Below are 22,164 nucleotides of genomic sequence, written 5' to 3' on the forward strand. Positions count from 1 at the left end.
CCGAGAGGAGGCGAAGACAGTGGGAAACATCATGATCACCAAAATGACTGGCCAGACCGTTGTCGCTGCCTCCGTGCGTGCCGCCCGCCTGCGGGTGCTCGCCGAACTCGGTGGAACCGGTCTGGGTCTCGACACCACCGGTGTCTCCGTCGTCCCCGCTGTCAGTGGCCTTGGGCACACTGATCTGTGCTTCACGAGCAGCAGGAACGTCGACGGCGCCTCCGTCGAGACCGGTCTGTCCCGCGATTGGGCGTCGTTCGGCACGTCGCGCTCCCTGCGCGACGAGCGACCGACCGAGGCACCGAAGGCAGCAGTAGCCGCCGCCATGCACGGCGACTATGCGCAGGTCATCGGTGCCGGAAACACCCAGAAGCAGAACGAGCAGCAGATTAACCAGGCCGTCGGCGCCTTCACGGGCGCCAAGGCCATCCGGATGTGGGCCTTCCGCGGCCCTGAACCCTGGAGAGAACTAACCTGAGCCAGCCTCAGGTCGGCACCTCCAGGGCCGCGGAACCCGTCACACCGGGATCCGCGGCCCTTCTGTTTTGTCCGGTACGCAAGACCACCCCAGGCCCTCCGGGGCCTCCGGCCCAGCACCACCAGTCACCTGGGCCGGAACCACTGAGAAGACGAGGAAGACGCCCACAGTGTCCACGGTCATCACGCCGCCCACCCCGTCCGTACCGCAGACAAGCCAGATCCCCAAGGCCGACCAGGCCGACCCCCCGGAGGTTCTTTCCATGCAGCTCAGCTCGATCGAGCAGGCCGAGTCCCTCGGTCTCCCCATCCCCTGCCGCGCCTTCGACCCCGAGGTCTTCTTCGCCGAGACGCCCGCCGACGTCGAGTACGCGAAGTCCCTCTGTGGCACCTGCCCGGTGAAGGAGACCTGCCTGGCCGGCGCCCTGGAGCGGCGTGAGCCGTGGGGCGTCTGGGGTGGCGAGCTGTTCGTCCAGGGCATCGTCGTCGCCCGCAAGCGTCCCCGTGGCCGTCCGCGCAAGACCGAGGTCATGGCGTGAACCCCGCCCACGAGGCCAGGGCCATCCGTCGGGGAGAGCAGCCCCCGCTGGACAGCGCCCTCCGCCGATCCGTGCGGATCGCCGCCGCCAAGGCCGACGCCGCAGCCCGCATCCCGTTCCCGAGCAAGCACCACGAGCAGGACCACGACATGAACCCCGCCGCCGTCGATCCCACCGCCCGCGCAGAGCAGGCCACCGAACTTCAGACCCAGAACAGGATCCTCGAGATGCAACTCATCCACGAATCCCTGGCCCGTGCCCATATGCAAGACAGGATGCACGAGGCCGAGAACCAACGGCTCGTCAGCCGGGTCATCCGGGCCCGCAAGCTCAGGCAGCGGGCCGAGCGGGCCTCGCTGCGGGCCCGCAAGGCGCTCGCCGTCGCGCTGATGTAGCAGGGCCCCGGCCCTCACCGGACCCTGATCCGGGCCCCGTCGTGCCGCAGGCCGCTCCCCACCGGTGGGAGCGGCCTGCGGTCGTTGGCGCGTGCTGCGGTTGTCGTGCTGGTGGGGTCAGTCCTTGCGGAGCCGGGCGGGTCCGGCGTCCTCGCGGGCCGGACGGGCCTGCTTCGTGGCCTTCTCGGGCTTCGCTGGGGACGGCCGCTCGGCGAACTCGGGCAGCCACGCCAGCATCTCCGCGCGGAACGGCGCCCTGGCACCCAGCTGGCAGAGCACCCCGATGGTGCTCAGCGTCACCCGGTGGATCAGCAGGTACGCGGGCGGCAGGTTCAGCTGCTTGCCCAGGTTGTAAGCGGGCGAGCGCGGATCGGCGATCCGGGCCGCCTGGGCGCGCATCCAGGTCCGGGTGAAGTGGAAGTTCTCCACCGCGGCCGGCTCGATGATCGGCAGCAGGTAGTCCAGCACCGCGTCCGGGTCCAGCTTGATCGAGGGCTTCACGAAGCCCTCCTCGCGCAGCATCCGCAGCACGCCCGCGGCGTCCCCGGCCAGCGCCATCCGCAGCGAGGCCCCGATCGGCGCGGGCAGCCCGCCGGGCAGCCGGTCCACGGTGCCGAAGTCCAGCACGCCCAGCCGCCAGCCCGACACCGGGCCGTCGTCCTTCAGCAGCCGGAAGTTGCCCGGGTGCGGGTCCGCGTGCAGCAGGCCGGTCCGGGACGGGCCGGCGAACAGGAACCGGGCCAGCAGCTGCCCGGCGCGGTCGCGCTCCTCCTGACCGCCGCCCGTGATCACCTCGGCCAGCGGGGTGCCGGCCATCCACTCGGTGACCAGCACCTGGTCGGCCTGGGCCACCACGCCGGGCACCACGATGTCCGGGTCACCCGCGAACTCCTCGGCGTGCCGGCGCTGGGCCTGCGCCTCCAGCTCGTAGTCCAGCTCCTCCGCGACGCGCTCGCGCAGCTCGGCGATCAGCGGCTTGATGTCCAGCCCCGGGATCAGCGGGCCCAGCAGCCAGGCCACCCGGCTCAGCTGCGAGAGGTCCGCGAGCAGCGCGTCGCCCGCGCCCGGGTACTGCACCTTGACGGCGACCTCGCGGCCGTCGTGCCAGACCGCCCTGTGCACCTGGCCGATCGAGGCGGCGGCCGCGGGCCGGTCGTCGAACTCCAGGAACAGCTCGCGCCAGTCGTCCCCGAGCCGCTGGGCGAGCGCGGTGTGCACCTTGGCGGCGGGCATCGGGGGAGCGGCGTCCTGGAGCTTGGTGAGCGCCGCCCGGTACGGCCCGGCGACCTCCTCGGGCAGCGCGGCCTCGAAGACGGACAGCACCTGCCCGAACTTCATCGCCCCGCCCTTGAGTTCGCCGAGGACCTTGAACAGCTGGTCCGCGGTGGCCTGTTGGAGTTCGGCGGTGACCACCTCGGCGGACCGGCCGCCGATCCGCTTGCCCAGGCCGAGCGTGGCGCGACCGGCTATCCCCAGCGGCAGGGCGGCGAGCCGTGCCGTGCGGGTCACTGCCTTGCGCGGAAGATCGCTCACCCCAGGCCTCCATTCCCCGGCCCCCGGTTCCGGGCGGCCGACCATCTCTACGCCATTGTGCCCGCTCCCCGCTGTCGGCCCCGCGGAATTCCGCGGGGCCGGGCCGGGAGTGCCGTCCCTTTGCGGGGAGTTGGGGGGCTTGGTCCGGTGGAGCCGGTGGGGGCCTTCGGTGGTTCGGCGTAGGAAGTCGGCGGCGTCGACTTCCTACGCCGGGGTGTGATGTTGCTCGCTTCTTCGGGGCCCCCTCCCCCCCACCCCCACCCCGCCCGCCCACCACCCGCCGCACCCTCCGCCCGCACCCACCTCTCACCCGGCCCGCGCCCCGCCCAGGGCAGGGCGCGGGCGATCAAGCGGGCTCCGGCCGCCGCCGGCCGTCGGCTCGCACGGCCGGTGGCTCACCCGACCGTGGGCTCGCACGGCCAGGCGTCCGCCCGGGTCATGTGCCGTCCCGGGGCCGGGTACGGCGGCTGCCGAGCCTCGCAGCCGCCGGACCCCAGCCCGGGGACGGAACCGTCGTCCTCCCTCCTCCGTCGTCCGTCCTCACCTCCTCACGCCGGCGGCAACGGCTGCCACAGGCACCCGCAGTCCGGATGCCCGCGGAGCCGCAGCCGCCGGAGCATCCCGTCGCTCGCCGACACCTCGCACCACCCGTCCACGCTCGGCGGCCGGCCCCCGTCCAGGTAGACCTGCGCGTGCAGGGCCGCCAGGCCGGCGACGGCCGTCGCCAGGGCCGTGTCGCAGGCCGGTGTCCTGGCCCGGCCGGGGCCGCCGTCGGCCAGCTGGGCGAGGACCCGCGGCCAGGCCGCGTCCTCGTCCTCCCGCCGCAGCACCAGGCAGTGCCCGCACGCCGACATTCCCGGGATCACCAGCGGTCCGACGACGCCGAACTCCTCGACCACGCCCACGTACAGGTGCGGCACTCCGGCCCGGAGCAGCAGCCGGGCCTCGTACGTCCCGCCCGCGAAGGCGGCGCTGCCGTCCCGCGGTGCGAGGACCACGAAGTCCGGTGGCGGGTCGCCGGGCTTCCCCCGTGGCAGCGGTGCCGGCTTCCGGCCGGTGGCCCGCTGCACCACCTCGCGGGCACAGGTCGAGCGCAGCCGCCCGATGTCCTCGGGCGGCAGCCCCGCGGGCGAGCAGTCGTCGGGCTTCACCCGGCCGCTGTCCGTGACGGTGACCGTGCCCGTGCCGCCGGCGGCGAGCACCGCCGCCACCGCGGCGCCGACCCGGCCCGCGCCGCGTACCTCGATCCGCGCGTCGGCCCGGCGGCCCAGGATCGCCGGTGCGGCGCCGGGGCCGGAGTGGACCAGGGAGAGCGAGGCGAGGTCGGGGCCGAGCAGGGCCCGGTGCGGATCGGGGAAGCGGGCCAGGGCCCGGGTGGCCGCGGCCGCGTCGTCCAGCAGACCGGTCTCCTCCAGGTCGGCGAGCAGGGCGTCGGCCGGTTCGCGGCCGAGCCCGATGCGTTCGCCTTCGCTCAGGAGCTCCGGTCGGTCGCGCGTCCCGTCGAGCAGCGCGAGGAAGTCGCAGAGGGTCTTGTCGGCGTTGCCGAGGACCCCGGCGAACCGGGTGACGGTGCCGAACTGCAAGGTCTCCGAGTCCCGCCAGCTGCGGGACAGGGCGGGCTTGAGGGCGAGGTGCACGACGATCTCCCTTCCGATCGTTTCCGGACGGCTGACCGCAGCTTGCCCCATCGCGCCGATGTCGTGCGGAATGTTATCCACAGGACTGTGCACATGATCACCCGATCTGTTCGCGCACCCTGTGGATAACTGGCCATCCTCTCCGGCGTCGGTTTCCGGACACCCGCTGTCGACTTTTCGTTCCCGATCACTCCATGAAAGATTCCGGCCATGGCAGCGGACTTCTGTCCGTGGTACCGGGTAACGTCGTGTGCCATGGCAGCCGAGCGGGACTTCCATCCACCGGCGTCGCGTCGGCGTGCCCGTGCGGCGTCCGGGTCGCAGGTCGCGACGCCGAACACGCGCGGGCGCCCGGACCAGCGGCAGCAGCCGGGGCCGGCGTCACCGCAGGCGCCGCCCACCGGCGCCGTTCCCCCCGAGCCGCACGACCGCAGCCGGGTCGAGGTGCGCCGCAGCGCCCGCCGCAGCCGTACCGTCTCCGCCTACCGCGAGGGCGACCGCACCGTCGTGCTGATCCCGGCCCGGATGTCGCACGCGGAGGAGCAGCGCTGGGTCGCGCAGATGCTGGAGAAGCTCGCCGCCCAGGAGTCCCGGCGGATCCCCGGGGACGAGGCCCTGATGGCCCGGGCCCGCGAGCTGTCGGCCGCCTTCCTGGACGACCGGGCCCGGCCCAGTCAGGTCCGCTGGGTCACCAACCAGAATTCGCGCTGGGGCTCCTGCACCCCCAGCGAGGGGACGATCCGCCTCTCCCACCGCCTCCAGGGCATGCCCGAGTACGTGCTGGACTACGTGCTGCTGCACGAGCTGGCGCACCTGCTGGTGCCGGACCACGGCCCGGCGTTCTGGGCCCTGCTGGAGGCCTACCCCCGAACCGAGCGGGCCCGCGGCTACCTGGAGGGTGTGGTGTCCGCCGCCCGGCTGCCGCACATCCCCGGCGCCCGGCACGCCCCTGCGGGGCCGGCCGGGCCCGACCCGGCCGCCTCCTGCGGCTGAGGCGGGGCAGGTGCCCGGGCCGGGCGCCACGGGCCGGGACCGACCGGAGGAACGACGGAAGGGGGCGTGGACCGACAGGTCCGCGCCCCCTTCCGTCGTCGCACCTCAGCCGGTCAGCTGCCGCGCCCTGGCCACCAGGTCGCGCACCGAGTGGTCGGTGAGCTCGGGCAGCCGGTCGTAGTCGAACCAGCGCAGGTCCAGCGACTCCTCGCTGATCATCGCCTGCGCGCCGGCCGGGGCCAGCGCGATGTACTGGACGTCCAGGTGGGTGTTCTCCGGCCGGTCCTTGCCGGTGCAGCGGACCAGGTGCCGGTCCAGCTTGGCCGGCACCGGGGCGCCGCCGGCCTCCAGCAGCACCAGGTCGGGGATGCCGGACTCCTCGACGGCCTCACGCAGTGCGGCCGAGGCGAGGTCGCGGTCACCGGGCTCGCAGTGCCCGCCCATCTGGAGCCACATGCCGACCTTGGGGTGCAGGGTGAGCAGCACCCGCCCGGCCGCCGGGTCCACGACCGCCGCGCTCGCGGTGATGTGCGCGGGCAGGCAGGAGCGGAAGAGGCCGTCGGGCCGGGTGGCGAGGTGCTCCAGGTAGTCGAGCCGCAGCTGCTCCTGGTCCTGGTCGGCGGGCCGCCACCCGGTCAGCGTGCGGACGGCGTCCGCGTGCAGGCCGGTCGCGGGAGCCCCGGTCGCGGGAGCCCCGGTGGTCGTCATGCGGTCGGCCCGCCCTTTCCGTCGGTGCCGTCCTCGTCGTCCTTCGGCTGCTCGTCCTGCTCGGTGAGGTCGGGCTTGCCGGCCGCGGCATCGCCGAGCAGCTTGTCGAACGCGTCGAAGTCGATGCCGCCCTCCAGGCCGTCGGCGGAGTCCCGGTGCACGAAGGCGTCCGGGTCGTCCAGGTCGGCGGCGGTGGGCAGCATGTCCGGGTGCTCCCAGAGCGCGTCGCGGCCCTCGACGCCGCGGGCGTCGGCGAGCAGCGCCCAGAGCCGGGAGGCGTCGCGCAGCCGTCGCGGGCGCAGTTCCAGGCCGACCAGGGTGGCGAAGGTCTGCTCGGCGGGCCCGCCGGCCGCGCGGCGGCGGCGGACGGTCTCGCGCAGCGCACCGGCCTGCGGCAGGTGCGGCTCGGCGGCGGCGTGCACGACGGCGTCGACCCAGCCCTCGACCAGCGCGAGGGCGGTCTCCAGGCGGGCCAGCGCGGCCTTCTGCTCGGGGGTGTCCTCGGGCTGGAGCAGACCGCCGGCCAGCGCGTCCTGGAGCGCCTCCGGGTTGCTCGGGTCGAGCTGGCCGACCAGCTCCTCCATCCGGGAGGTGTCGACCTTGATGCCGCGCGCGTAGGCCTCGACGGCGCCCAGCAGGTGGGCCCGCAGCCACGGCACGTGGGCGAAGAGGCGCTGGTGGGCGGCCTCGCGCAGGGCGAGGTAGAGGCGGACCTCGTCGGCGGGCACGCTCAGGCCCTCGCCGAACTCGGCGACGTTCTGCGGCAGCAGCGCGGCCTTGCCGGCCGGGGCGAGCGGCAGGCCGACGTCGGCGGAGCCGACCACCTCGCCGGCGAGGGCGCCGAGCGCCTGGCCGATCTGGGTGCCGAACATGGCTCCGCCCATCGAGCGCATCATGCCCATCAGCGGGCCGGCCATGGCCTGCATCTCCTCGGGCAGGACGCCGCCCATGGCGTTGCCGACCCGCTCGGCGACCGGGTCCACCAGGTCCTTCCAGACCGGGAGGGTGGCCTCGATCCACTCGGCGCGGCTCCAGGCGACGGCGGTGCCGGCGCCGGAGGGGAACTCGGTGGCGCCGTCGAGCCACAGGTCGGCCAGGCGGACGGCCTCGGCGACGGCGGAGCGCTCGGCGGCGCTGACCGAGCGGTCCTTGCTCTTGCCCTCGGCGGGCTCGGCGACCACGGTCTGGCGGGCGATGTTCTTGGCGAGGTCCCAGTTCACCGGGCCGCCCTCGAACGAGAGCATCTGGCCGAGCTGCTGGAAGGCGGCGCCGAGGTCGCCGGGGTTCATGCCGCCGAACATCGCGGCGAAGGGGTTGTCGGCACCGGCGCCGCCGGGGCCGCCCGGGGCGCCGGGCATGCCGAAGATCGCGCCGAAGGGGTTGCCGCTCCCGAAGCCGAACGGCGGCTGACCGCTGTCCGCCGGGTCCTGGTCCTTCTTCTTCTGCGCGTCGTCGGGCTTGCCCTTGCCGTCCTCGGGCTCCTCGGGCGGAACGCCGAATCCGAAGGGAAGGTCGCTCACGGGGTCCTCGATCCGGTCGGCCGTCATACGGGTGTGGCGGTGAAATCTGCGCCCGGGGCGGCGGCGGAGTGGGGGACTCGGGGGCGGCTCCCGCGCGGCAGGCCCGCGCCGGGTGCACCGCCGGGCCTTCGCCTCGGGCAGGATGGACGTACGTGACACACGTCCGTACGCACATAAAGCTAACCGTGGAGGATGGCCGGTGAGTTCCCCGCCCTCGGACGTTCGCTCTGGGCTGACCGGAGGAGAGGACGCGTCGGACACCACGGCGTCGCCGCCTCCAGCCTACGGCGGACGGCCGCTGACCGTGGCCGTGACCGGCGCCGCGGGCGTGCTGGGCGAGCGGGTCGCCGCCCGGCTGGTGGCCTCGCCGCACGTCCGGAAGGTCCTCGCGGTGGACGACCGCCGCGGCGACGTCCCCGGCGTGCAGTGGCGGGTCCTCGACGTTCGCGACCCCGCGGTTGCCGAACGGCTCTCCGGGGTGGACGTGGTGGTGCACCTGGCGATGGACTTCGGGATGGAGTCCGACGCGCGGGCCCGCAGCGCCTACAACGTGCGCGGCGCCCAGACGGTGCTGACCGCGGCCGCGGCCGCCGGGGTGCACCGGGTGGTGCTGTGCACCTCCGCGATGGTCTACGGCGCGCTGGCCGACAACGAGGTGCCGCTGGCCGAGGACTCCGAGCTGCGGGCCACCGAGGAGGCGTCGCTGGTCGGGGACCTGCTGGAGATCGAGCGGCTGGCCCGCCGGGCGCCGCGCGCCCACCCGGGCCTCCAGGTCACGGTGCTGCGGCCGGCCGTGGTGGTGGGCCCCGGCGTGGACACCGTGCTGACCAGGCACTTCGAGGCGCCCCGGCTGCTGGTGGTGGCCGGATCCCGGCCGTGCTGGCAGTTCTGCCACGCGGACGACCTGGCGGCGGCGCTGGAGTACGCGGTGCTGGGCCTGGTCGAGGGCGAGGTGACGGTCGGCTGCGACGGCTGGCTGGAGCAGGAGGACGTGGAGCGGCTGTCCGGGATCCGGCGGATGGAGCTGCCGGCCTCGCTGGCGCTCGGGACGGCGGCGCGGCTGCACCGGCTGGGCCTGACCCCGGCCCCGGCCGGGGACCTGGCGTACACGATGTACCCGTGGGTGGTGTCCGGCAGCAGGCTGCACGAGGCGGGCTGGCGCCCGGCGCACACCAACGAGCAGGTGCTGGCCGAGCTGCTGGCCCAGGTGTCCGGCAAGCACGCGGTGGCCGGGCGCCGGCTGGGCGGCAAGGAGGCGGCGACCAGCCTGGGGGCGGCCGGGGCGACGGTGGCGCTGGTCGGTACCGCGGCGCTGGTGCGCCGGGCCCGCAAGCGGCGCAGGTTCTGACCGGCCGGGGGCCGCGGACGGCACTTCCCGCGAGGTGAAATCCGCGTGTCGCGGCGTGGAAAGGGCTTGCCCCGGGCCGTCCCGGATGGGGAATCATGGGGGCATGTCCGAGAACCACGACCCCATCCGGCTGCTCGCCATCCGTGACACCCCGCTCTCGCTGGACGAGGTGTACGAGGCGGTCGGCGACGACGCGGCCGGCGGCACCACCGTGTTCGTCGGGACGGTCCGGGACCACGACGGCGGCAGGTCGGTCTCCGCGCTGGAGTACAGCTGCCACCCCACCGCCGAGCGGGAGATGCGCCGGATCGCCGAGAAGGTGGCCGCGGACTTCCCGGTCCGGGCGCTCGCCGCGGTCCACCGGGTGGGCCGGCTGGAGATCACCGACAAGGCCGTGATCGTCGCCGTCTCCTGCGCCCACCGCGGCGAGGCCTTCGCGGCCGCCCGCCGGCTGATCGACGACCTCAAGCACGAGGTGCCGATCTGGAAGCACCAGGTCTTCGCCGACGGCGAGGAGGAGTGGATCGGCGCGGGCGGCTGCTGAGACCGGCCGCGGTGCCGCGGAACCGATCGGCACACCTCGTGCGTCCGTCGGGTCAGGCGCGCCGGGGCCTCACACGAACGGGTCTGCGACGGCGCCCCGGATACTCCCTGGAAGTGAGCCGATCGGCCGTCCCGTAACCCGGACGGCGCCGGCCGCGTTGTCCGCCGGAGTGGTTAATCTGCTCATAGACACGACGAGCTGGGAGTGCTGGTATGGGTGTGCTCGCCTGGTTGATCATTCCGATTGTCGCCGTCCTGGTCGCCGCCCTCTGGGCCGGGTGGGCCCAGCGGGCCCCGCGGGCGACCGGCGACCCGGCCTCACTCGCCGAGCACCGGCGATTCATGGACGCCATGGAGCGCACCACCGCGGGAGCGGCCGCCCCCGGTGAGCGTTCCGGCAGGTAGCCCGGCGGGCACCGGGTCAGCCCCGTCCCGTACTGTCGAGGCATGCCACGCCGCTCCGCGACGATGCTCGCTGCCACCCTGCTGCTCATAGCACTGCTCTGCGTCTCGGTGCTGATGAAGGTGCCGTACACGGAGATGAGCCCGGGGCCGACGTACAACACGCTGGGGAACCAGGGCGGCAAGCCGGTGATCAGCATCAGCGGGCACGAGTCGTACCCGACGGACGGGCACCTCAACATGACCACCGTCCAGGTCACCGGGGCCAAGTACGAGCCCAGCCTGGTCAACGCGGTGGTCGGCTGGCTGCGGGACGACGTGCTGGTGGTGCCGCACGACAACGTCTACCCGAAGGGGCAGTCGGACGCGGACGCCAAGAAGCAGAACGCCGAGGAGTTCGCCTCCTCCGAGGACAGCGCCCGCACCGCGGCGCTCAAGCAGCTGGGCATCCCGGTCGGCAGCGAGCTGATCGTGAAGTCGGTCACCGCGGGTGCGCCGGCCGAGGGCAAGCTGCACGCGGGCGACCAGATCGTGGCCGTGGACGGCACACCGGTCGGCGGGGTCGACCAGGTGGTGGCCGCCGTCACCAAGCACAAGCCGGGCGAGTCCGTGGTCTTCACCGTCGTGCCGCGGGTCAAGGACGCCGCCGGCGGCACCGCCGCGGCCCCGGGCGGGAAGACCGACGTCACCGTCCCGACCGTACGGGCCAAGGACCTCGACCCGAAGGCCCCGGCCGAGCGGGCCGAACTCGCCGTGGTGGGCATCGGCACCGGACTCAGGCACACCTACCCGTTCCAGATCGACATCGGCCTCCAGGACGTCGGCGGCCCGAGCGCCGGCCTGATGTTCTCGCTCGGCATCATCGACAAGCTGACCCCGGGCGGCGACCTCACCGGCGGGAAGTTCGTCGCCGGCACCGGGACCATCGACGACGACGGCAAGGTCGGCCCGATCGGCGGCATCTCGATGAAGCTGATCGCCGCCAGGGACGCCGGGGCCGAGTACTTCTTCACCCCGTCCTCGAACTGCGCCGAGGCCACCAAGAACACCCCGTCCGGGCTGACCCTGATCAAGGCGGACACGCTGGACGGCGCGCTGAAGTCGCTGGAGCAGGTCCGCTCCGGGCAGACCTCCGCGCTGCCGTCCTGCGCCGCCTCGTAGCCGGCCGGACAGCGGCCTCGCGGCCGCCTCGCAGCCACCGAGCCACCGCCGGGGAGGCCGGTCGGGGAAACCGGTCGGGAAAGGCGTCAGGCGAAGGTCGCCAGCAGTGCCTCGGTCAGGCCGGGCACCAGGTCGGGGCCGGTCAGCACCTCGCGGGCGACGTCCTTGGACCGCAGCCGCAGGGCGATCTCCTTCTTGCCGTCGCGCAGCACCGCGGCGGTGATCCGCACCTCCTCGCGCTTGGGGTGGTTGGCCACCCACTCGGCGAGCTGGGTGTCGTTGGCGCCCCGCGGACGGGACTGCTCGGCGCCCGGCGGCAGCATCAGGCGCTCGACGACCAGGGCGCAGCCGGCCACGGAGTCGGGCCAGGCGATGGTGCCGAGGAACTTGTCGAGCTCCATGCCGGCCGGCAGCTCGTCCTGTTCGATCGGGGTGAGGCCGGCCTCGTCGCCGTCGGCGAGGCCGAGCTGCTTGGCGATCTTCGGGTTGGCCTTGCGCAGGGCGGCGCTGTCCACCAGGGCGAACAGCCGGGCAGGGAGGTCCCAGCCGAGGGTGGAGGCGTACTCGTCGATCTCCAGCGCGGCCCGGGTCAGCGGGGTGGCGGCCGGGAGCTTGGAGACGTCGTCGGGGGAGTTGTTCAGATCAGACGCGTCGGACATGTCTCAATCCTCACACGCCGGGCGGGACACGCTCGCCGGGTGGTGCGGCGGGACGGCCCCGGGCGGGGCCGGGACGGGCCGGGAGGGCCCGGGGAGGGCCCGGTGCGGACGGCCGGCGGCGGGCGGAAGTCGTAACCGTCTGCTAACGGTGGGAACTCGGCCAAAGCCTGGTTAAGTTGCTCTGACGACCGAACGAATCCAGACGACACAGCCGAGGTGCCACCGTGGTCTTCCAGATGCCCGAACGCTCAGGGCCGGGTTTCCGGCGAAGGGTAGGCCCGCCCTCCCGGCGGGCGCGGGTGGCCCTGCTGACCCTGGGCGTGCTCGCGGTGCTCTTCCTGCTGTTCGTCATGTTCGCGGGGTTCTGGACGGACTGGCTGTGGTTCAGGTCGGTCCACTTCTCCTCGGTGTTCACCACCCAGCTGTGGACGAAGACCGGCCTGTTCGCCGTGTTCGGCCTGCTGATGGCGGTGATCGTCGGCTTCAACATCTGGCTGGCGCACCGGCTGCGGCCGCCGCTGTCGGCGATGTCGGTGGAGCAGCAGAGCCTGGACCGCTACCGGTCCGGCCTGGCGCCGTTCAAGCGCTGGGCGCTGATCGGCGTTTCGCTGGTGATCGGCCTGGTGGCCGGTGCCGCGGCGTCCGGGCAGTGGCGGACCTGGCTGATGTGGACGAACTCGACCTCCTTCGGTGAGAAGGACGCCCAGTTCGGCATGGACGTCTCGTTCTACGCCTTCGACCTGCCGTTCTACGAGTTCGTGCTGGGCTTCGCGTTCAGCGCGGTGATCGTCTCGCTGCTGACCTCCGCGCTGGTGCACTACCTGTACGGCGGGCTGCGGCTCCAGGGCCCGGGCCGCCGGGCGAGCGCGGGCGCGCAGGGGCACCTGGCGGTGCTGCTGGGCGTGTTCGTGCTGCTGAAGGCCGTCGCGTACTGGCTGGACCGGTACGCGCTGGCCGTGAAGACCGGCTCCTACAAGGGCGTCTCCGGCTGGACCGGGCTGCGCTACGTGGACGCCAACGCGTTCCTGCCGGCCAAGACCATCCTGTTCTTCGTCGCGATCATCTGCGCGGTGCTGTTCTTCCTGACCCCGATCCGCCGCACCTGGGCGCCGGCCCTGATCGGCCTGGGGCTGATGGTGCTGTCGGCGGTGCTGATCGGCGGGCTGTACCCGGCGATCGTGCAGCAGTTCCAGGTCAAGCCGAACGAGCAGGCCAAGGAGACGCCGTACATCCAGAAGAACATCGACGCCACCCGCCAGGCGTACGGGATCGCGGACGCGCAGACCACCCCGTACTCCCCGCAGGGCACCACCAACTCCGAGGCGCTCAAGCCCGACGCGCAGACCATCTCGGACATCCGGCTGCTGGACCCGAACGTCGTCTCGCCGGCGTTCCAGTCGCTGGAGCAGCAGCGCAACTACTACGCCTTCCCGAACACGCTGGACGTGGACCGCTACGGCACCGGGCAGGACAAGCAGGACAGCGTGATCGGCCTGCGCGAGCTGGACCTCAACGGCGTGCAGCGCAACTGGATCAACGACCACTTCAAGTACACCCACGGCTACGGCGCGGTGGTCGCCAAGGGCAACCAGGTCGACGACAAGGGCCAGCCGGTCTTCACCGAGTCGGGCCTGCCGGCCACCGGCACGCTGGGCGACTACCAGCAGCGGATCTACTACGGCGAGAAGACCACCACGTACTCGATCGTGGGCGGCTCCAACAAGGAGATCGACTACACCGATCCCAAGACCGGCCAGAACGCCGAGACCACGTACGAGGGCAACAGCGGTGTCTCGCTGGACAACCCGCTGACCCGGGCCGCGTACGCGGTGCGCTTCGCCGAGCCGCAGATCCTCTACGCGGGGGCGATCACCGACGGCGCCAAGGTGATCTACAACCGGACGCCGAAGGAGCGGGTGGAGAAGGTCGCGCCGTGGCTGTCGATCGACGCCGACCCGTACCCGGTGGTGCAGGACGGCCGGGTGCTCTGGGTGCTGGACGGCTACACCACCTCGGACGGCTTCCCGTTCGCCTCGAAGACGACGCTGGGCGCCGCCACCAAGGACTCGCTGACCAACCAGCGCGGTGAGCTGCTGACCGCCGCCAACCAGGTCAACTACATCCGCAACTCGGTCAAGGCCACGGTGGACGCCTACACCGGCGAGGTGAAGCTCTACCAGTGGGACGAGAAGGACCCGGTGCTGAAGACCTGGATGAAGGCCTTCCCCGGCACCGTGGAGGCGAAGGCGGACATCCCGCAGACGCTGCTGCCGCACCTGCGCTACCCGCAGGACATGTTCAAGGTGCAGCGCGACCTGCTCGGCCAGTACCACGTCACCGACGCCAACTCCTTCTTCAACGGCAGTGACATCTGGCAGGTCCCGGTGGACCCGAGCAGCGACACCAGGCAGGTCCAGCCGCCGTACTACGTGACGGTGCGGATGCCGGACACCAACACCGCGAGCTTCTCGCTCACCAGCACCTTCGTGCCGAACCAGCGGCCCAACCTGGCGGCGTTCATGGCCGTCAACGCGGACCCGGGGGACGACTACGGGAAGATCCGCATCCTGAAGATGACCGGCGAGAGCGGCGCCCCCGGCCCCGGCCTGGTGCAGTCGAAGTTCAACTCCCGCCAGGAGGTGGCCAACCAGATCTTCGCGCTGAAGAGCGGTGGCGACGCCGAGCTGGAGTACGGCAACCTGCTGACCCTGCCGGTCGGCGGCGGACTGCTCAACATCGAGCCGGTGTACGTGCGGGGACGGGGCGCCAAGTACCCGACGATGCAGAAGGTCCTGGCGGTGTACGGGGACGACAACGTGGCGTTCGAGGACACCCTGGAGGCCGCGCTGAAGAAGGTGTTCGGCGGGGCGCCCCCGTCGACCACCCCGACCGCGCCGTCCGCGCCGACGACGCCCACCAGCCCGACCACACCGACGACGCCCACCACGCCGGCGCCGGGCGGGACGATCTCGCCGGAGCTCCAGAAGGCGCTCTCGGACGCGGAGAAGGCGTACGGAGACAGCCAGACCGCGTTCAAGAACGGTGACTGGGTGGCCTACGGCACCGCCCAGAAGGCGCTCGGCGACGCCCTGAAGGCCGCCGAGGCGGCCCGCGGCGGCAGCCCGGCGCCCGCCCCCGGCGGCACTCCCGCCCCGGGCGCCACCGGCGGCGGATCACCCGCGCCGCAGCCGTAGCCCGCTGAGCTGCGGTAACCGTTTTCCGTTCCACCCCGCGCCCGTGCTATGGTTTGTCCAACGGCGCGGGGTGGAGCAGCTCGGTAGCTCGCTGGGCTCATAACCCAGAGGTCGCAGGTTCAAATCCTGTCCCCGCTACAAAGGCCAGAGGCCCGGAGGATCATTCCTCCGGGCCTCTGGTGTTTCCGTCACCGTTCTCACCCGGAAGCGGCGGGAACCGCTCCGGTACTATCGACCGTCGCCAAGGACGACGGCAGCGGGGTTTGTGGGGCTGAAGTGTCGGGAAATCGACAAAGCGCCGAAGCAATTCCGTCGGCTTCGGGTCGGCCCCGCCGGAATTCGGCCGGGGCAGGTGTACGCGGGTACTGGGTGATGCGACGATGGGACACATGGGGGACGGTGCACGGCTGCTGACCGGCCGTCGGATCCGGCGCCTCTCCTGGGAGTCCCCCCGGCCGCGCGCCGGGGCACGATGCCGCGACACTCTGGGGGAGCGGGAGTCGGCATGAGGCTGATCGGCAAGTCAGGCGCCAGGTCCGCGGCGGCCGTCGAGGCGGACACCGACGCCTGGGCGGAGAGCGCCGAGACCCCCGGAAGCCGCCCCGGAGCCCTGCCCGCTCAGCGCACCAGCGGACTGTCCGAGCGCCCCCCGGCCCCGGGCTACGGGCCCGACAGCCTGGTCCATGTGCCGACCCGTCAGTTCGCCGCCGCCGTCGGCGCGTACGGGGAGGACTCCGGCGGGCAGCCGGCCGCCGGCGCCGCGATCGACCCGGCCGGCCTCGACTCGACCAGCTTCGAATCCGCCCTCGCCGCCCGGGAGTCCGCCGCCCTGGAGGCCCGCCACCGGCAGGCCGCCGACAGCGGCGACCCGGACGCCGCCGGCCGGCTCGGCACCCTGCTGCTGCGCCGCGGCGAGCTGGAGGACGCCGAGCCCTACCTGCGCGCCGCCGCGGCCGCCGGGCTGCGCGCCGCCGCCAACAACCTCGGCGTGCTGCTGCACCAGCAGGGCCACCGGGCCGAGGCGGGCCAGTGGTGGCGCCAGGCCGCCGTCGCCGGCAGCGCGCCGGCCGCGCACGCGCTCGGGCTGCAACTGCGGGACCAGGGCGAGGAGGAGGCCGCCGAGTACTGGCTGCACTTCGCCGCCGACCACGGCCACCCGCTCGGCGCCTACGCGCTGGGCGACCTGATGGAGCACCGGCGGGACGTGCGCGCCGAACGCTGGTTCAAGGTCTCCGCCGACGCCGGGCACCGGGAGGCCTCCTACCGGCTGGCCCGGATGCGCGAGGCCGCCGGGGACAAGGAGACCGCCGAGACCTGGTACCGCACCGCCGCCGCCCGCAGCCACGCCCGCGCCGCGCTGCGCCTGGGCGTGCTGCTGGAGGAGCGCGCCCGCACCGACCGGTCCCTGCTGGACGAGGCGGCCCGCTGGTACCGGCAGGCCGCGCAGAACGGGGAGCCGCGCGCGGCCTGCGCGCTGGGTTTCCTGCTGCGCGACTCCGGGGACCCGGCCGCCGCCGCCGAGTGGTGGCGGGAGGCCGCCGAGGCCGGGGACGGCAACGCCGCCAACGCGCTGGGCGCCCTGCACGCGAGCCGGGGCGAGGCCGCCGCGGCCGAGCGCTGGTACCGCGCCGCGCTGGACGCGGGGGACCAGAACGGCGCCTTCAACCTCGGCCTGCTCTGCGCCGGCACCGGCCGCGAGCAGCAGGCCGAGCAGTGGTACCGCAGGGCCGCGTACGCCGGGCACCGGGAGGCCTGCAACGCGCTGGCCGTGGTGCTGCTGCAGCGCGGCGACGAGTCGGGCGCCCAGCCCTGGTTCTCCAAGGCGGCCGAGGCCGGCAGTGTGGACGGCGCGTTCAACCTCGGCGTGCTGCACGCCGGCCGCGGCGAGCAGCGGCAGGCCCACGAGTGGTACGCGCGCGCCGCCGCCGAGGGGCACGGGGGTGCGGCCCTGCAACTCGCGGTCGCCCAGGAGCAGCGCGGCAACCTGGCCGGGGCGCTGGAGCGTTACCGGCAGGCGGCGGCCGGCGGCTCGGCGGAGGGCGCGTTCCGGCTGGCCTCGCTGCTGGACCGGCGCGGCGACGCGGACGCCGAGGCCGAGCACTGGTACGCGCTGGCGGCGGACGCCGGGCACCGGCGCGCGCAGGTGCGGATGGGTGTGCGGGCGGCCGAGCGCGGGGCGCTGGAGATCGCCGAGAGCTGGTACCGGCGGGCGGCCGAGGCGGGCAGCCGCAGCGCCGCGTTCAACCTGGGACTGCTGCTGGCCCGGCAGGACAGCGAGGCCGAGGCGATGCTCTGGTACACCCGGGCCGCCGACGCCGGGCACGGCCGGGCGGCGCTGCGGCTGGCCCTGCTGGCGCTGCGCCGGGGGGAGCCGACGCAGGCGGAGAACTGGTGCCGGCGGGCGATCGACTACGGGCCGGCCGAGGTGGCGGAGCGGGCCGGACGGCTGCTGGGCGCGCTGAGCGCGGAACTGAGCGCGTAGGGCGCGCCGCGTGCGGAGCTGAGCGGGTAGGGCGCGCCGCGTGCGGAGCTGAGCGGGTAGGGCGCGCCGCGTGCGGTGCTGAGCACGCAGGGCGCGTCCTGGCCGGGCAACCGGTCGGCTACCCGCGGCAGTTCGGGCACAGCCCGCGGTAGGTGACCTCGGCGGCGGTGACGGCGAAGCCGTGCCGCTCGGCGCCGGGCAGGGCGGCGAGCGGGTCGCCGTGCGGGTGGACGTCGCGGATCGCGCCGCAGCCCGAGCAGACCAGGTGCTGGTGGGCGCGGTGCGCGTTGGGGTCGTAGCGCTTGGCGCGGCCGTCGGTGGCGACCTCCAGGACCTCGCCGAGGGCGACCAGTTCGCCGAGCGCGTTGTAGACGGTGGCGCGGCTGATCTCCGGCAGCCGGGCCGCCGCGCGGGCGTGCACCTCGTCCGCGGTGAGGTGGACGTGGTCGCCGTCCAGGGCCTCGGCCACGACCCGGCGCTGCGAGGTCAGCCGCCAGCCTCTTGCGCGCAGTCTCTCCAGCAGGTCACTCATGCATCCAGAATAGGTCAGGCTCCGAGATTGGTTCCAGTGTTGACTTGGACAAAGTCCAAGTTAGGATCGTGTCATCACGACCGGACACCGCGGAGGCACTCCCATGACGATCCAGGACGAGCAGCGCCCCACCCTGACCACGGAGGCGGGTGCCCCCGTCGCCGACAACCAGAACACCGAGACGGCGGGCGTCGGTGGCCCGGCGCTCATCCAGGACCAGCTGCTGTTCGAGAAGCTCGCGCACTTCAACCGGGAGCGGATCCCGGAGCGCGTGGTGCACGCCCGCGGCGCGGGCGCGTACGGCACCTTCACGGTGACCGCCGACGTGACCCCGTGGACCAGGGCGGCGTTCCTGTCCGAGGTCGGCGGGCAGACCGAGGTCTTCCTGCGCTTCTCCACCGTGGCGGGCAACCTCGGCGCGGCCGACGCGGTGCGCGACCCGCGCGGCTTCGCGCTGAAGTTCTACACCGAGGAGGGCAACTACGACCTCGTCGGCAACAACACCCCGGTGTTCTTCATCAAGGACGCGGTCAAGTTCCCCGACTTCATCCACACCCAGAAGCGCGACCCGTACAGCGGCTCGCAGGAGGCGGACAACGTCTGGGACTTCTGGGGCCTGTCGCCCGAGGCCACCCACCAGGTGACCTGGCTGTTCGGCGACCGCGGCATCCCGGCCTCGTACCGGCACATGAACGGCTACGGCTCGCACACCTACCAGTGGCAGAACGAGGCCGGCGAGCACTTCTGGGTCAAGTACCACTTCAAGACCGACCAGGGCATCCGCAACCTCACCCAGGCCGAGGCCAACACCCTCGCCGGGGAGGACCCGGACAGCCACCAGCGGGACCTGCGCCGCTCGATCGAGCAGGGCGACTTCCCCAGCTGGACGGTGCAGGTCCAGATCATGCCGGCGGCCGACGCGGCGCAGTACCGCTTCAACCCCTTCGACCTGACCAAGGTCTGGCCGCACGCCGACTACCCGCCGATCGAGATCGGCCGGCTGGAGCTCAACCGCAACCCCGACAACGTCTTCGCCGAGGTCGAGCAGTCGGTCTTCTCCCCGGCGCACTTCGTGCCCGGCATCGGCCCGTCCCCCGACAAGATGCTCCAGGGCCGGCTGTTCGCCTACGCCGACGCCCACCGCTACCGGGTCGGCATCAATGCCGACCACCTGCCGGTGAACCGTCCGCACGCCACCGAGGCCCGCACCAACAGCCGGGACGGCCACCTGTACGACGGCCGCCACGGCCGGCAGAAGAACTACGAGCCGAACAGCTTCGGCGGACCGGTGCAGACCGGCCGTCCGCTGTGGGCCGCGACCGCCGTCGACGGCCTCACCGGCAACCACGTGGCGCCCTCGCACGCCGAGGACGACGACTTCGTGCAGGCGGGCACCCTGTACCGGCTGTTCTCCGAGGAGGAGAAGCAGCGCCTGATCGCCAACCTGGCGGGCTTCATCGCCAAGGTCTCGGCCGACCGCGAGGACATCGTGGAGCGGGCGGTCGACAACTTCCGCAAGGCCGACGCCGACTACGGGCAGCGGCTGGACGCGGCGGTCCGGGAGCTGCGCAAGCAGTAGCACCGGGCCCGGCAGGACGGCGGCCCCCGCGACCGGTTCCCACCGGTCGCGGGGGCCGCGACCACGCTCAGACGCTCAGCCGGCGCAGGGCCTCCTCGTGCAGCAGGCCGTTGGAGGCGACGGCGTCGGCGCCGCCGGGGCCGGGGATGCCGTCCAGGCCGGTGAAGCGGCCGCCGGCCTCCTCCACGATGACGCAGTTGGCCGCCATGTCCCACAGCGACAGCTCGGGCTCGGCGGCGATGTCGACGGCGCCCTCGGCGACCATCATGTAGGACCAGAAGTCGCCGTAGGCGCGGGTGCGCCAGCAGGCCCGGGTGAGGTCCAGGAACGGGTCGAGGCGGCCGCGCTCCTCCCAGCCGGAGAGCGAGGAGTACGAGAAGGACGCGTCCTCGATCCGGGAGACGCCGGAGACGTGCAGCCGGGAGGCCTTGGTCAGGCTGCGGCCGCCGAACGCGCCGAGGCCCTTGGCCGCCCACCAGCGGCGCTGGAGCGCGGGGGCGGAGACGATGCCGACCACCGGGCGCTCGACGCCGTCCGGGCCGTCCTCCAGCAGGGCGATCAGGGTGGCCCAGACCGGGACCCCGCGGATGTAGTTCTTGGTGCCGTCGATCGGATCGATCACCCAGCGGCGCGGGCCCGAGCCCTGGAGGCCGAACTCCTCGCCGAGGACGGCGTCCCGCGGGCGGGCGCGCTGGAGCACGCCGCGCACGAGCTCCTCGGCGGCCTTGTCGGCGTCGCTCACCGGGGTGAGGTCGGGCTTGGTCTCGACCTTCAGGTCGAGGGCGCGGAAGCGCTCCAGGGTGACCGAGTCGGCCGAGTCGGCGAGGACGTGGGCGAGTCGGAGGTCGTCGTGGTAATCGGCCATGTCCGAAACCCTAGCGAGCCTCCCCCGATCGGCACAGCCGGGCTCGCGGAGCGGTACGGAGCGGACCGGGGGGCGGACGGAGCGGGCGCGGGCGCGCGGCCGTTCAGTGCGCGGTGCCGCTGAGCTGGAGGCCGATGACACCGGCGATCACCAGGGAGATCGAGACCAGCTTGAGCACCGAACTGGTCTCGTTCAGGAAGACCATGCCGTAGATCGCGGTGCCGGCCGCGCCGATGCCCGTCCACACCGCGTAGGCGGGACCGACCGGCAGGGTCTTCAGCGAGAGCGTGAGCAGGCCGAAGCTGCCGAGGGCGAACACGCAGAAGCTGATGGTGGGCCAGAGCTTGGTGAAGCCCTCGCTGAGCTTGAGGTTGATCGCGAAGCCGGTCTCCAGCAGGCCGGCCAGGACCACCAGGGCCCATGCCATCGGGTGCCCTCCCTGTCGATCGAGGGTCGGGACGTGAACGGCCCGACTTTCCTATGATCGCCAGGCGGGCCCGCTCCGACACCTCGAACGGGCCACCGGCTCCGCGTCCTACTCGACCTCGCCCTCCTTGCTGGCCAGCAGCCGGCGCAGCGAGTAGAGCCGGGCGGCCTCGGCGTGGCCCTCGGCGACCCAGGCATCCAGCGCGCAGTCCGGCTCGTCGTGGCTGCACGCGCGCGGGCAGTCGACGGTGCCGGGCTCCAGGTCGGGGAAGGCCAGGATGACCCGGGACGGGTCGATGTGGGAGAGGCCGAAGGAGCGGAAGCCGGGGGTGTCGATCACCCAGCCGGGGTCCAGCGCCTTCTTCGAGCCGGGCTTGGCGCCGGGCGGCGGGGGCAGCCGCAGCGCCAGGGCGGAGACGGTGGTGTGCCGGCCGCGGCCGGTGACCGCGTTGACGTGCCCGGTCTGCCGCCTGCGGTCCGGGACGAGCGCGTTGACCAGGGTGGTCTTGCCGACGCCGGAGTGGCCGATGAACACCGTGGACAGCCCGCGCAGGTGCTCGCGGACGGCCTCGGCGCCGGTGGTCTCCAGCTCGTCGCGGCGGGTGACCACGTACGTGATGCCGAGCGAGGCGTAGGAGTCCAGCAGGATCGAGGCCGGGGCGAGGTCGGACTTGGTGAGCACCAGCAGCGGTTCCATGCCCGCGTCGTAGGCGGCCACCAGGCAGCGGTCGATCAGCCGGGGGCGTGGCTCGGGGTCGGCCAGGGCGGTGACGATGGCCAGCTGGTCGGCGTTGGCGACGACGATCCGCTCGTACGGGTCGTCGTCGTCCGCGGTGCGTCGCAGCACCGAACCGCGCTCCTCGACCCGGACGATCCGGGCCAGGGTGTCGGCGTCCCCGGAGAGGTCGCCGACCAGGTTGACCACGTCGCCGACGACGACGCCCTTGCGGCCCAGCTCGCGGGCCTTCATGGCGACGACCTCGTGCTCCTGCTTCGTCCCCGGATCGACCAGGCAGGTGATCCGGCCGCGGTCGACGGTCAGCACCATCGCCTCGGCGGCGTCCTCGTGTTTGGGCCTGATCCGGGTCCGCGGCCGGGAGCCCCGGCGGGCGGGGCGGTTGCGGATGTCGTCCTCGTCGGCGTCCTTGCCGTAGCGGCGCATGTGCTCAGT

At 73.2% G+C, this 22,164-nt stretch carries 20 protein-coding genes and 1 tRNA gene; 12 read left to right on the forward strand and 9 right to left on the reverse strand.

Annotated elements, in window-relative coordinates; genetic code table 11:
* The first annotated feature begins 31 nt into the window (after nucleotides 1–31).
* The 3 genes from ACZ7C5_RS15035 to ACZ7C5_RS15045 all read left to right on the forward strand — a co-directional run bounded on the left by ACZ7C5_RS15035 (nucleotide 32) and on the right by ACZ7C5_RS15045 (nucleotide 1,411).
* Nucleotides 32–478 (forward strand): hypothetical protein, encoded by a 447-nt coding sequence (locus ACZ7C5_RS15035; RefSeq protein WP_470322720.1) that lies wholly within the window; start codon nucleotides 32–34, stop codon nucleotides 476–478.
* Between the two features lie 169 nt (nucleotides 479–647).
* Entirely contained in the window at nucleotides 648–1,016 is a 369-nt protein-coding gene (locus ACZ7C5_RS15040; RefSeq protein WP_401083361.1) for a WhiB family transcriptional regulator, read from the forward strand.
* The gene (locus ACZ7C5_RS15045; RefSeq protein ID WP_317620264.1) at nucleotides 1,013–1,411 is read left to right on the forward strand and encodes a hypothetical protein; all 399 of its coding nucleotides are present in this window, start codon (nucleotides 1,013–1,015) and stop codon (nucleotides 1,409–1,411) included. Before ACZ7C5_RS15040 ends, ACZ7C5_RS15045 begins: the two co-directional genes overlap by 4 nt.
* 117 nt (nucleotides 1,412–1,528) lie before the next feature.
* On the opposite strand, the gene ACZ7C5_RS15050 is transcribed toward ACZ7C5_RS15045, so the two are convergent.
* Together ACZ7C5_RS15050 and ACZ7C5_RS15055 are read right to left on the reverse strand one after the other, a co-directional pair.
* Nucleotides 1,529–2,944, reverse strand: a complete 1,416-nt coding sequence (locus tag ACZ7C5_RS15050) for an ABC1 kinase family protein (RefSeq protein WP_401083363.1) — start codon at nucleotides 2,942–2,944, stop codon at nucleotides 1,529–1,531.
* Nucleotides 2,945–3,492: 548 nt separating this feature from the next.
* Nucleotides 3,493–4,581 (reverse strand): TOMM precursor leader peptide-binding protein, encoded by a 1,089-nt coding sequence (locus ACZ7C5_RS15055; protein WP_401083364.1) that lies wholly within the window; start codon nucleotides 4,579–4,581, stop codon nucleotides 3,493–3,495.
* A 255-nt stretch (nucleotides 4,582–4,836) separates the two neighbouring features.
* Between ACZ7C5_RS15055 and ACZ7C5_RS15060 the strand changes: the two genes are divergently transcribed.
* On the forward strand, nucleotides 4,837–5,574 hold the full coding sequence (locus ACZ7C5_RS15060; RefSeq protein ID WP_401083366.1) for a M48 metallopeptidase family protein: 738 nt from the start codon (nucleotides 4,837–4,839) through the stop codon (nucleotides 5,572–5,574).
* A gap of 105 nt (nucleotides 5,575–5,679) precedes the next feature.
* On the opposite strand, the gene ACZ7C5_RS15065 is transcribed toward ACZ7C5_RS15060, so the two are convergent.
* Both ACZ7C5_RS15065 and ACZ7C5_RS15070 read right to left on the reverse strand, forming a co-directional pair.
* On the reverse strand, nucleotides 5,680–6,282 hold the full coding sequence (locus ACZ7C5_RS15065; RefSeq protein ID WP_401083368.1) for an NUDIX hydrolase: 603 nt from the start codon (nucleotides 6,280–6,282) through the stop codon (nucleotides 5,680–5,682).
* Nucleotides 6,279–7,802 (reverse strand): zinc-dependent metalloprotease, encoded by a 1,524-nt coding sequence (locus ACZ7C5_RS15070; RefSeq protein WP_470322721.1) that lies wholly within the window; start codon nucleotides 7,800–7,802, stop codon nucleotides 6,279–6,281. The genes ACZ7C5_RS15065 and ACZ7C5_RS15070 overlap by 4 nt, the downstream gene beginning before the upstream one ends.
* Before the next feature lie 199 nt (nucleotides 7,803–8,001).
* Here ACZ7C5_RS15070 and ACZ7C5_RS15075 point away from each other — a divergent pair, with 199 nt between their 5' ends.
* From ACZ7C5_RS15075 to ACZ7C5_RS15090, 4 genes are all read left to right on the forward strand, one after another.
* Nucleotides 8,002–9,150, forward strand: coding sequence for an NAD-dependent epimerase/dehydratase family protein (locus ACZ7C5_RS15075; protein ID WP_401083371.1), 1,149 nt, complete (start codon nucleotides 8,002–8,004; stop codon nucleotides 9,148–9,150).
* Between the two features lie 103 nt (nucleotides 9,151–9,253).
* Nucleotides 9,254–9,694: a molybdenum cofactor biosynthesis protein MoaE gene (locus ACZ7C5_RS15080; protein WP_401083373.1), complete on the forward strand. Its 441-nt coding sequence runs from the start codon at nucleotides 9,254–9,256 to the stop codon at nucleotides 9,692–9,694.
* Between the two features lie 230 nt (nucleotides 9,695–9,924).
* Nucleotides 9,925–10,098, forward strand: a complete 174-nt coding sequence (locus ACZ7C5_RS15085) for a hypothetical protein (protein ID WP_223244787.1) — start codon at nucleotides 9,925–9,927, stop codon at nucleotides 10,096–10,098.
* Between the two features lie 42 nt (nucleotides 10,099–10,140).
* The gene (locus ACZ7C5_RS15090) at nucleotides 10,141–11,256 is read left to right on the forward strand and encodes a YlbL family protein (RefSeq protein ID WP_401083376.1); all 1,116 of its coding nucleotides are present in this window, start codon (nucleotides 10,141–10,143) and stop codon (nucleotides 11,254–11,256) included.
* Nucleotides 11,257–11,342: 86 nt separating this feature from the next.
* Here ACZ7C5_RS15090 and ACZ7C5_RS15095 read toward each other — a convergent pair whose 3' ends face one another.
* Nucleotides 11,343–11,915 carry a PPA1309 family protein gene (locus ACZ7C5_RS15095; protein ID WP_401083378.1) on the reverse strand — a complete coding sequence of 191 codons (573 nt, stop codon included), beginning with the start codon at nucleotides 11,913–11,915 and terminating at the stop codon, nucleotides 11,343–11,345.
* Between the two features lie 236 nt (nucleotides 11,916–12,151).
* Between ACZ7C5_RS15095 and ACZ7C5_RS15100 the strand changes: the two genes are divergently transcribed.
* From ACZ7C5_RS15100 to ACZ7C5_RS15110, 3 genes are all read left to right on the forward strand, one after another.
* Nucleotides 12,152–15,109, forward strand: coding sequence for a UPF0182 family membrane protein (locus ACZ7C5_RS15100; RefSeq protein WP_401083741.1), 2,958 nt, complete (start codon nucleotides 12,152–12,154; stop codon nucleotides 15,107–15,109).
* Between the two features lie 64 nt (nucleotides 15,110–15,173).
* Nucleotides 15,174–15,247: transfer RNA gene (locus ACZ7C5_RS15105), tRNA-Met, on the forward strand.
* A 367-nt stretch (nucleotides 15,248–15,614) separates the two neighbouring features.
* Complete coding sequence (locus ACZ7C5_RS15110; protein ID WP_401083380.1) at nucleotides 15,615–17,591, forward strand: tetratricopeptide repeat protein; 1,977 nt, start codon at nucleotides 15,615–15,617, stop codon at nucleotides 17,589–17,591.
* Between the two features lie 118 nt (nucleotides 17,592–17,709).
* On the opposite strand, the gene ACZ7C5_RS15115 is transcribed toward ACZ7C5_RS15110, so the two are convergent.
* Nucleotides 17,710–18,123: a Fur family transcriptional regulator gene (locus tag ACZ7C5_RS15115; RefSeq protein WP_188295753.1), complete on the reverse strand. Its 414-nt coding sequence runs from the start codon at nucleotides 18,121–18,123 to the stop codon at nucleotides 17,710–17,712.
* A gap of 103 nt (nucleotides 18,124–18,226) precedes the next feature.
* Here ACZ7C5_RS15115 and ACZ7C5_RS15120 point away from each other — a divergent pair, with 103 nt between their 5' ends.
* Entirely contained in the window at nucleotides 18,227–19,702 is a 1,476-nt protein-coding gene (locus tag ACZ7C5_RS15120) for a catalase (protein ID WP_401083382.1), read from the forward strand.
* Nucleotides 19,703–19,769: 67 nt separating this feature from the next.
* On the opposite strand, the gene hisN is transcribed toward ACZ7C5_RS15120, so the two are convergent.
* The 3 genes from hisN to rsgA form a co-directional block, all read right to left on the reverse strand.
* Nucleotides 19,770–20,567, reverse strand: coding sequence for a histidinol-phosphatase (gene hisN, locus ACZ7C5_RS15125; protein WP_401083384.1), 798 nt, complete (start codon nucleotides 20,565–20,567; stop codon nucleotides 19,770–19,772).
* A gap of 103 nt (nucleotides 20,568–20,670) precedes the next feature.
* A complete protein-coding gene (locus tag ACZ7C5_RS15130) occupies nucleotides 20,671–20,994 on the reverse strand; it encodes a DMT family transporter (protein WP_188295756.1) in 324 nt (107 codons plus the stop codon).
* 108 nt (nucleotides 20,995–21,102) lie between these two features.
* On the reverse strand, nucleotides 21,103–22,155 hold the full coding sequence (gene rsgA / locus ACZ7C5_RS15135; protein WP_401083387.1) for a ribosome small subunit-dependent GTPase A: 1,053 nt from the start codon (nucleotides 22,153–22,155) through the stop codon (nucleotides 21,103–21,105).
* Between the last annotated feature and the right edge of the window lie 9 nt (nucleotides 22,156–22,164).

This window comes from Kitasatospora sp. NPDC036993, assembly GCF_055607525.1.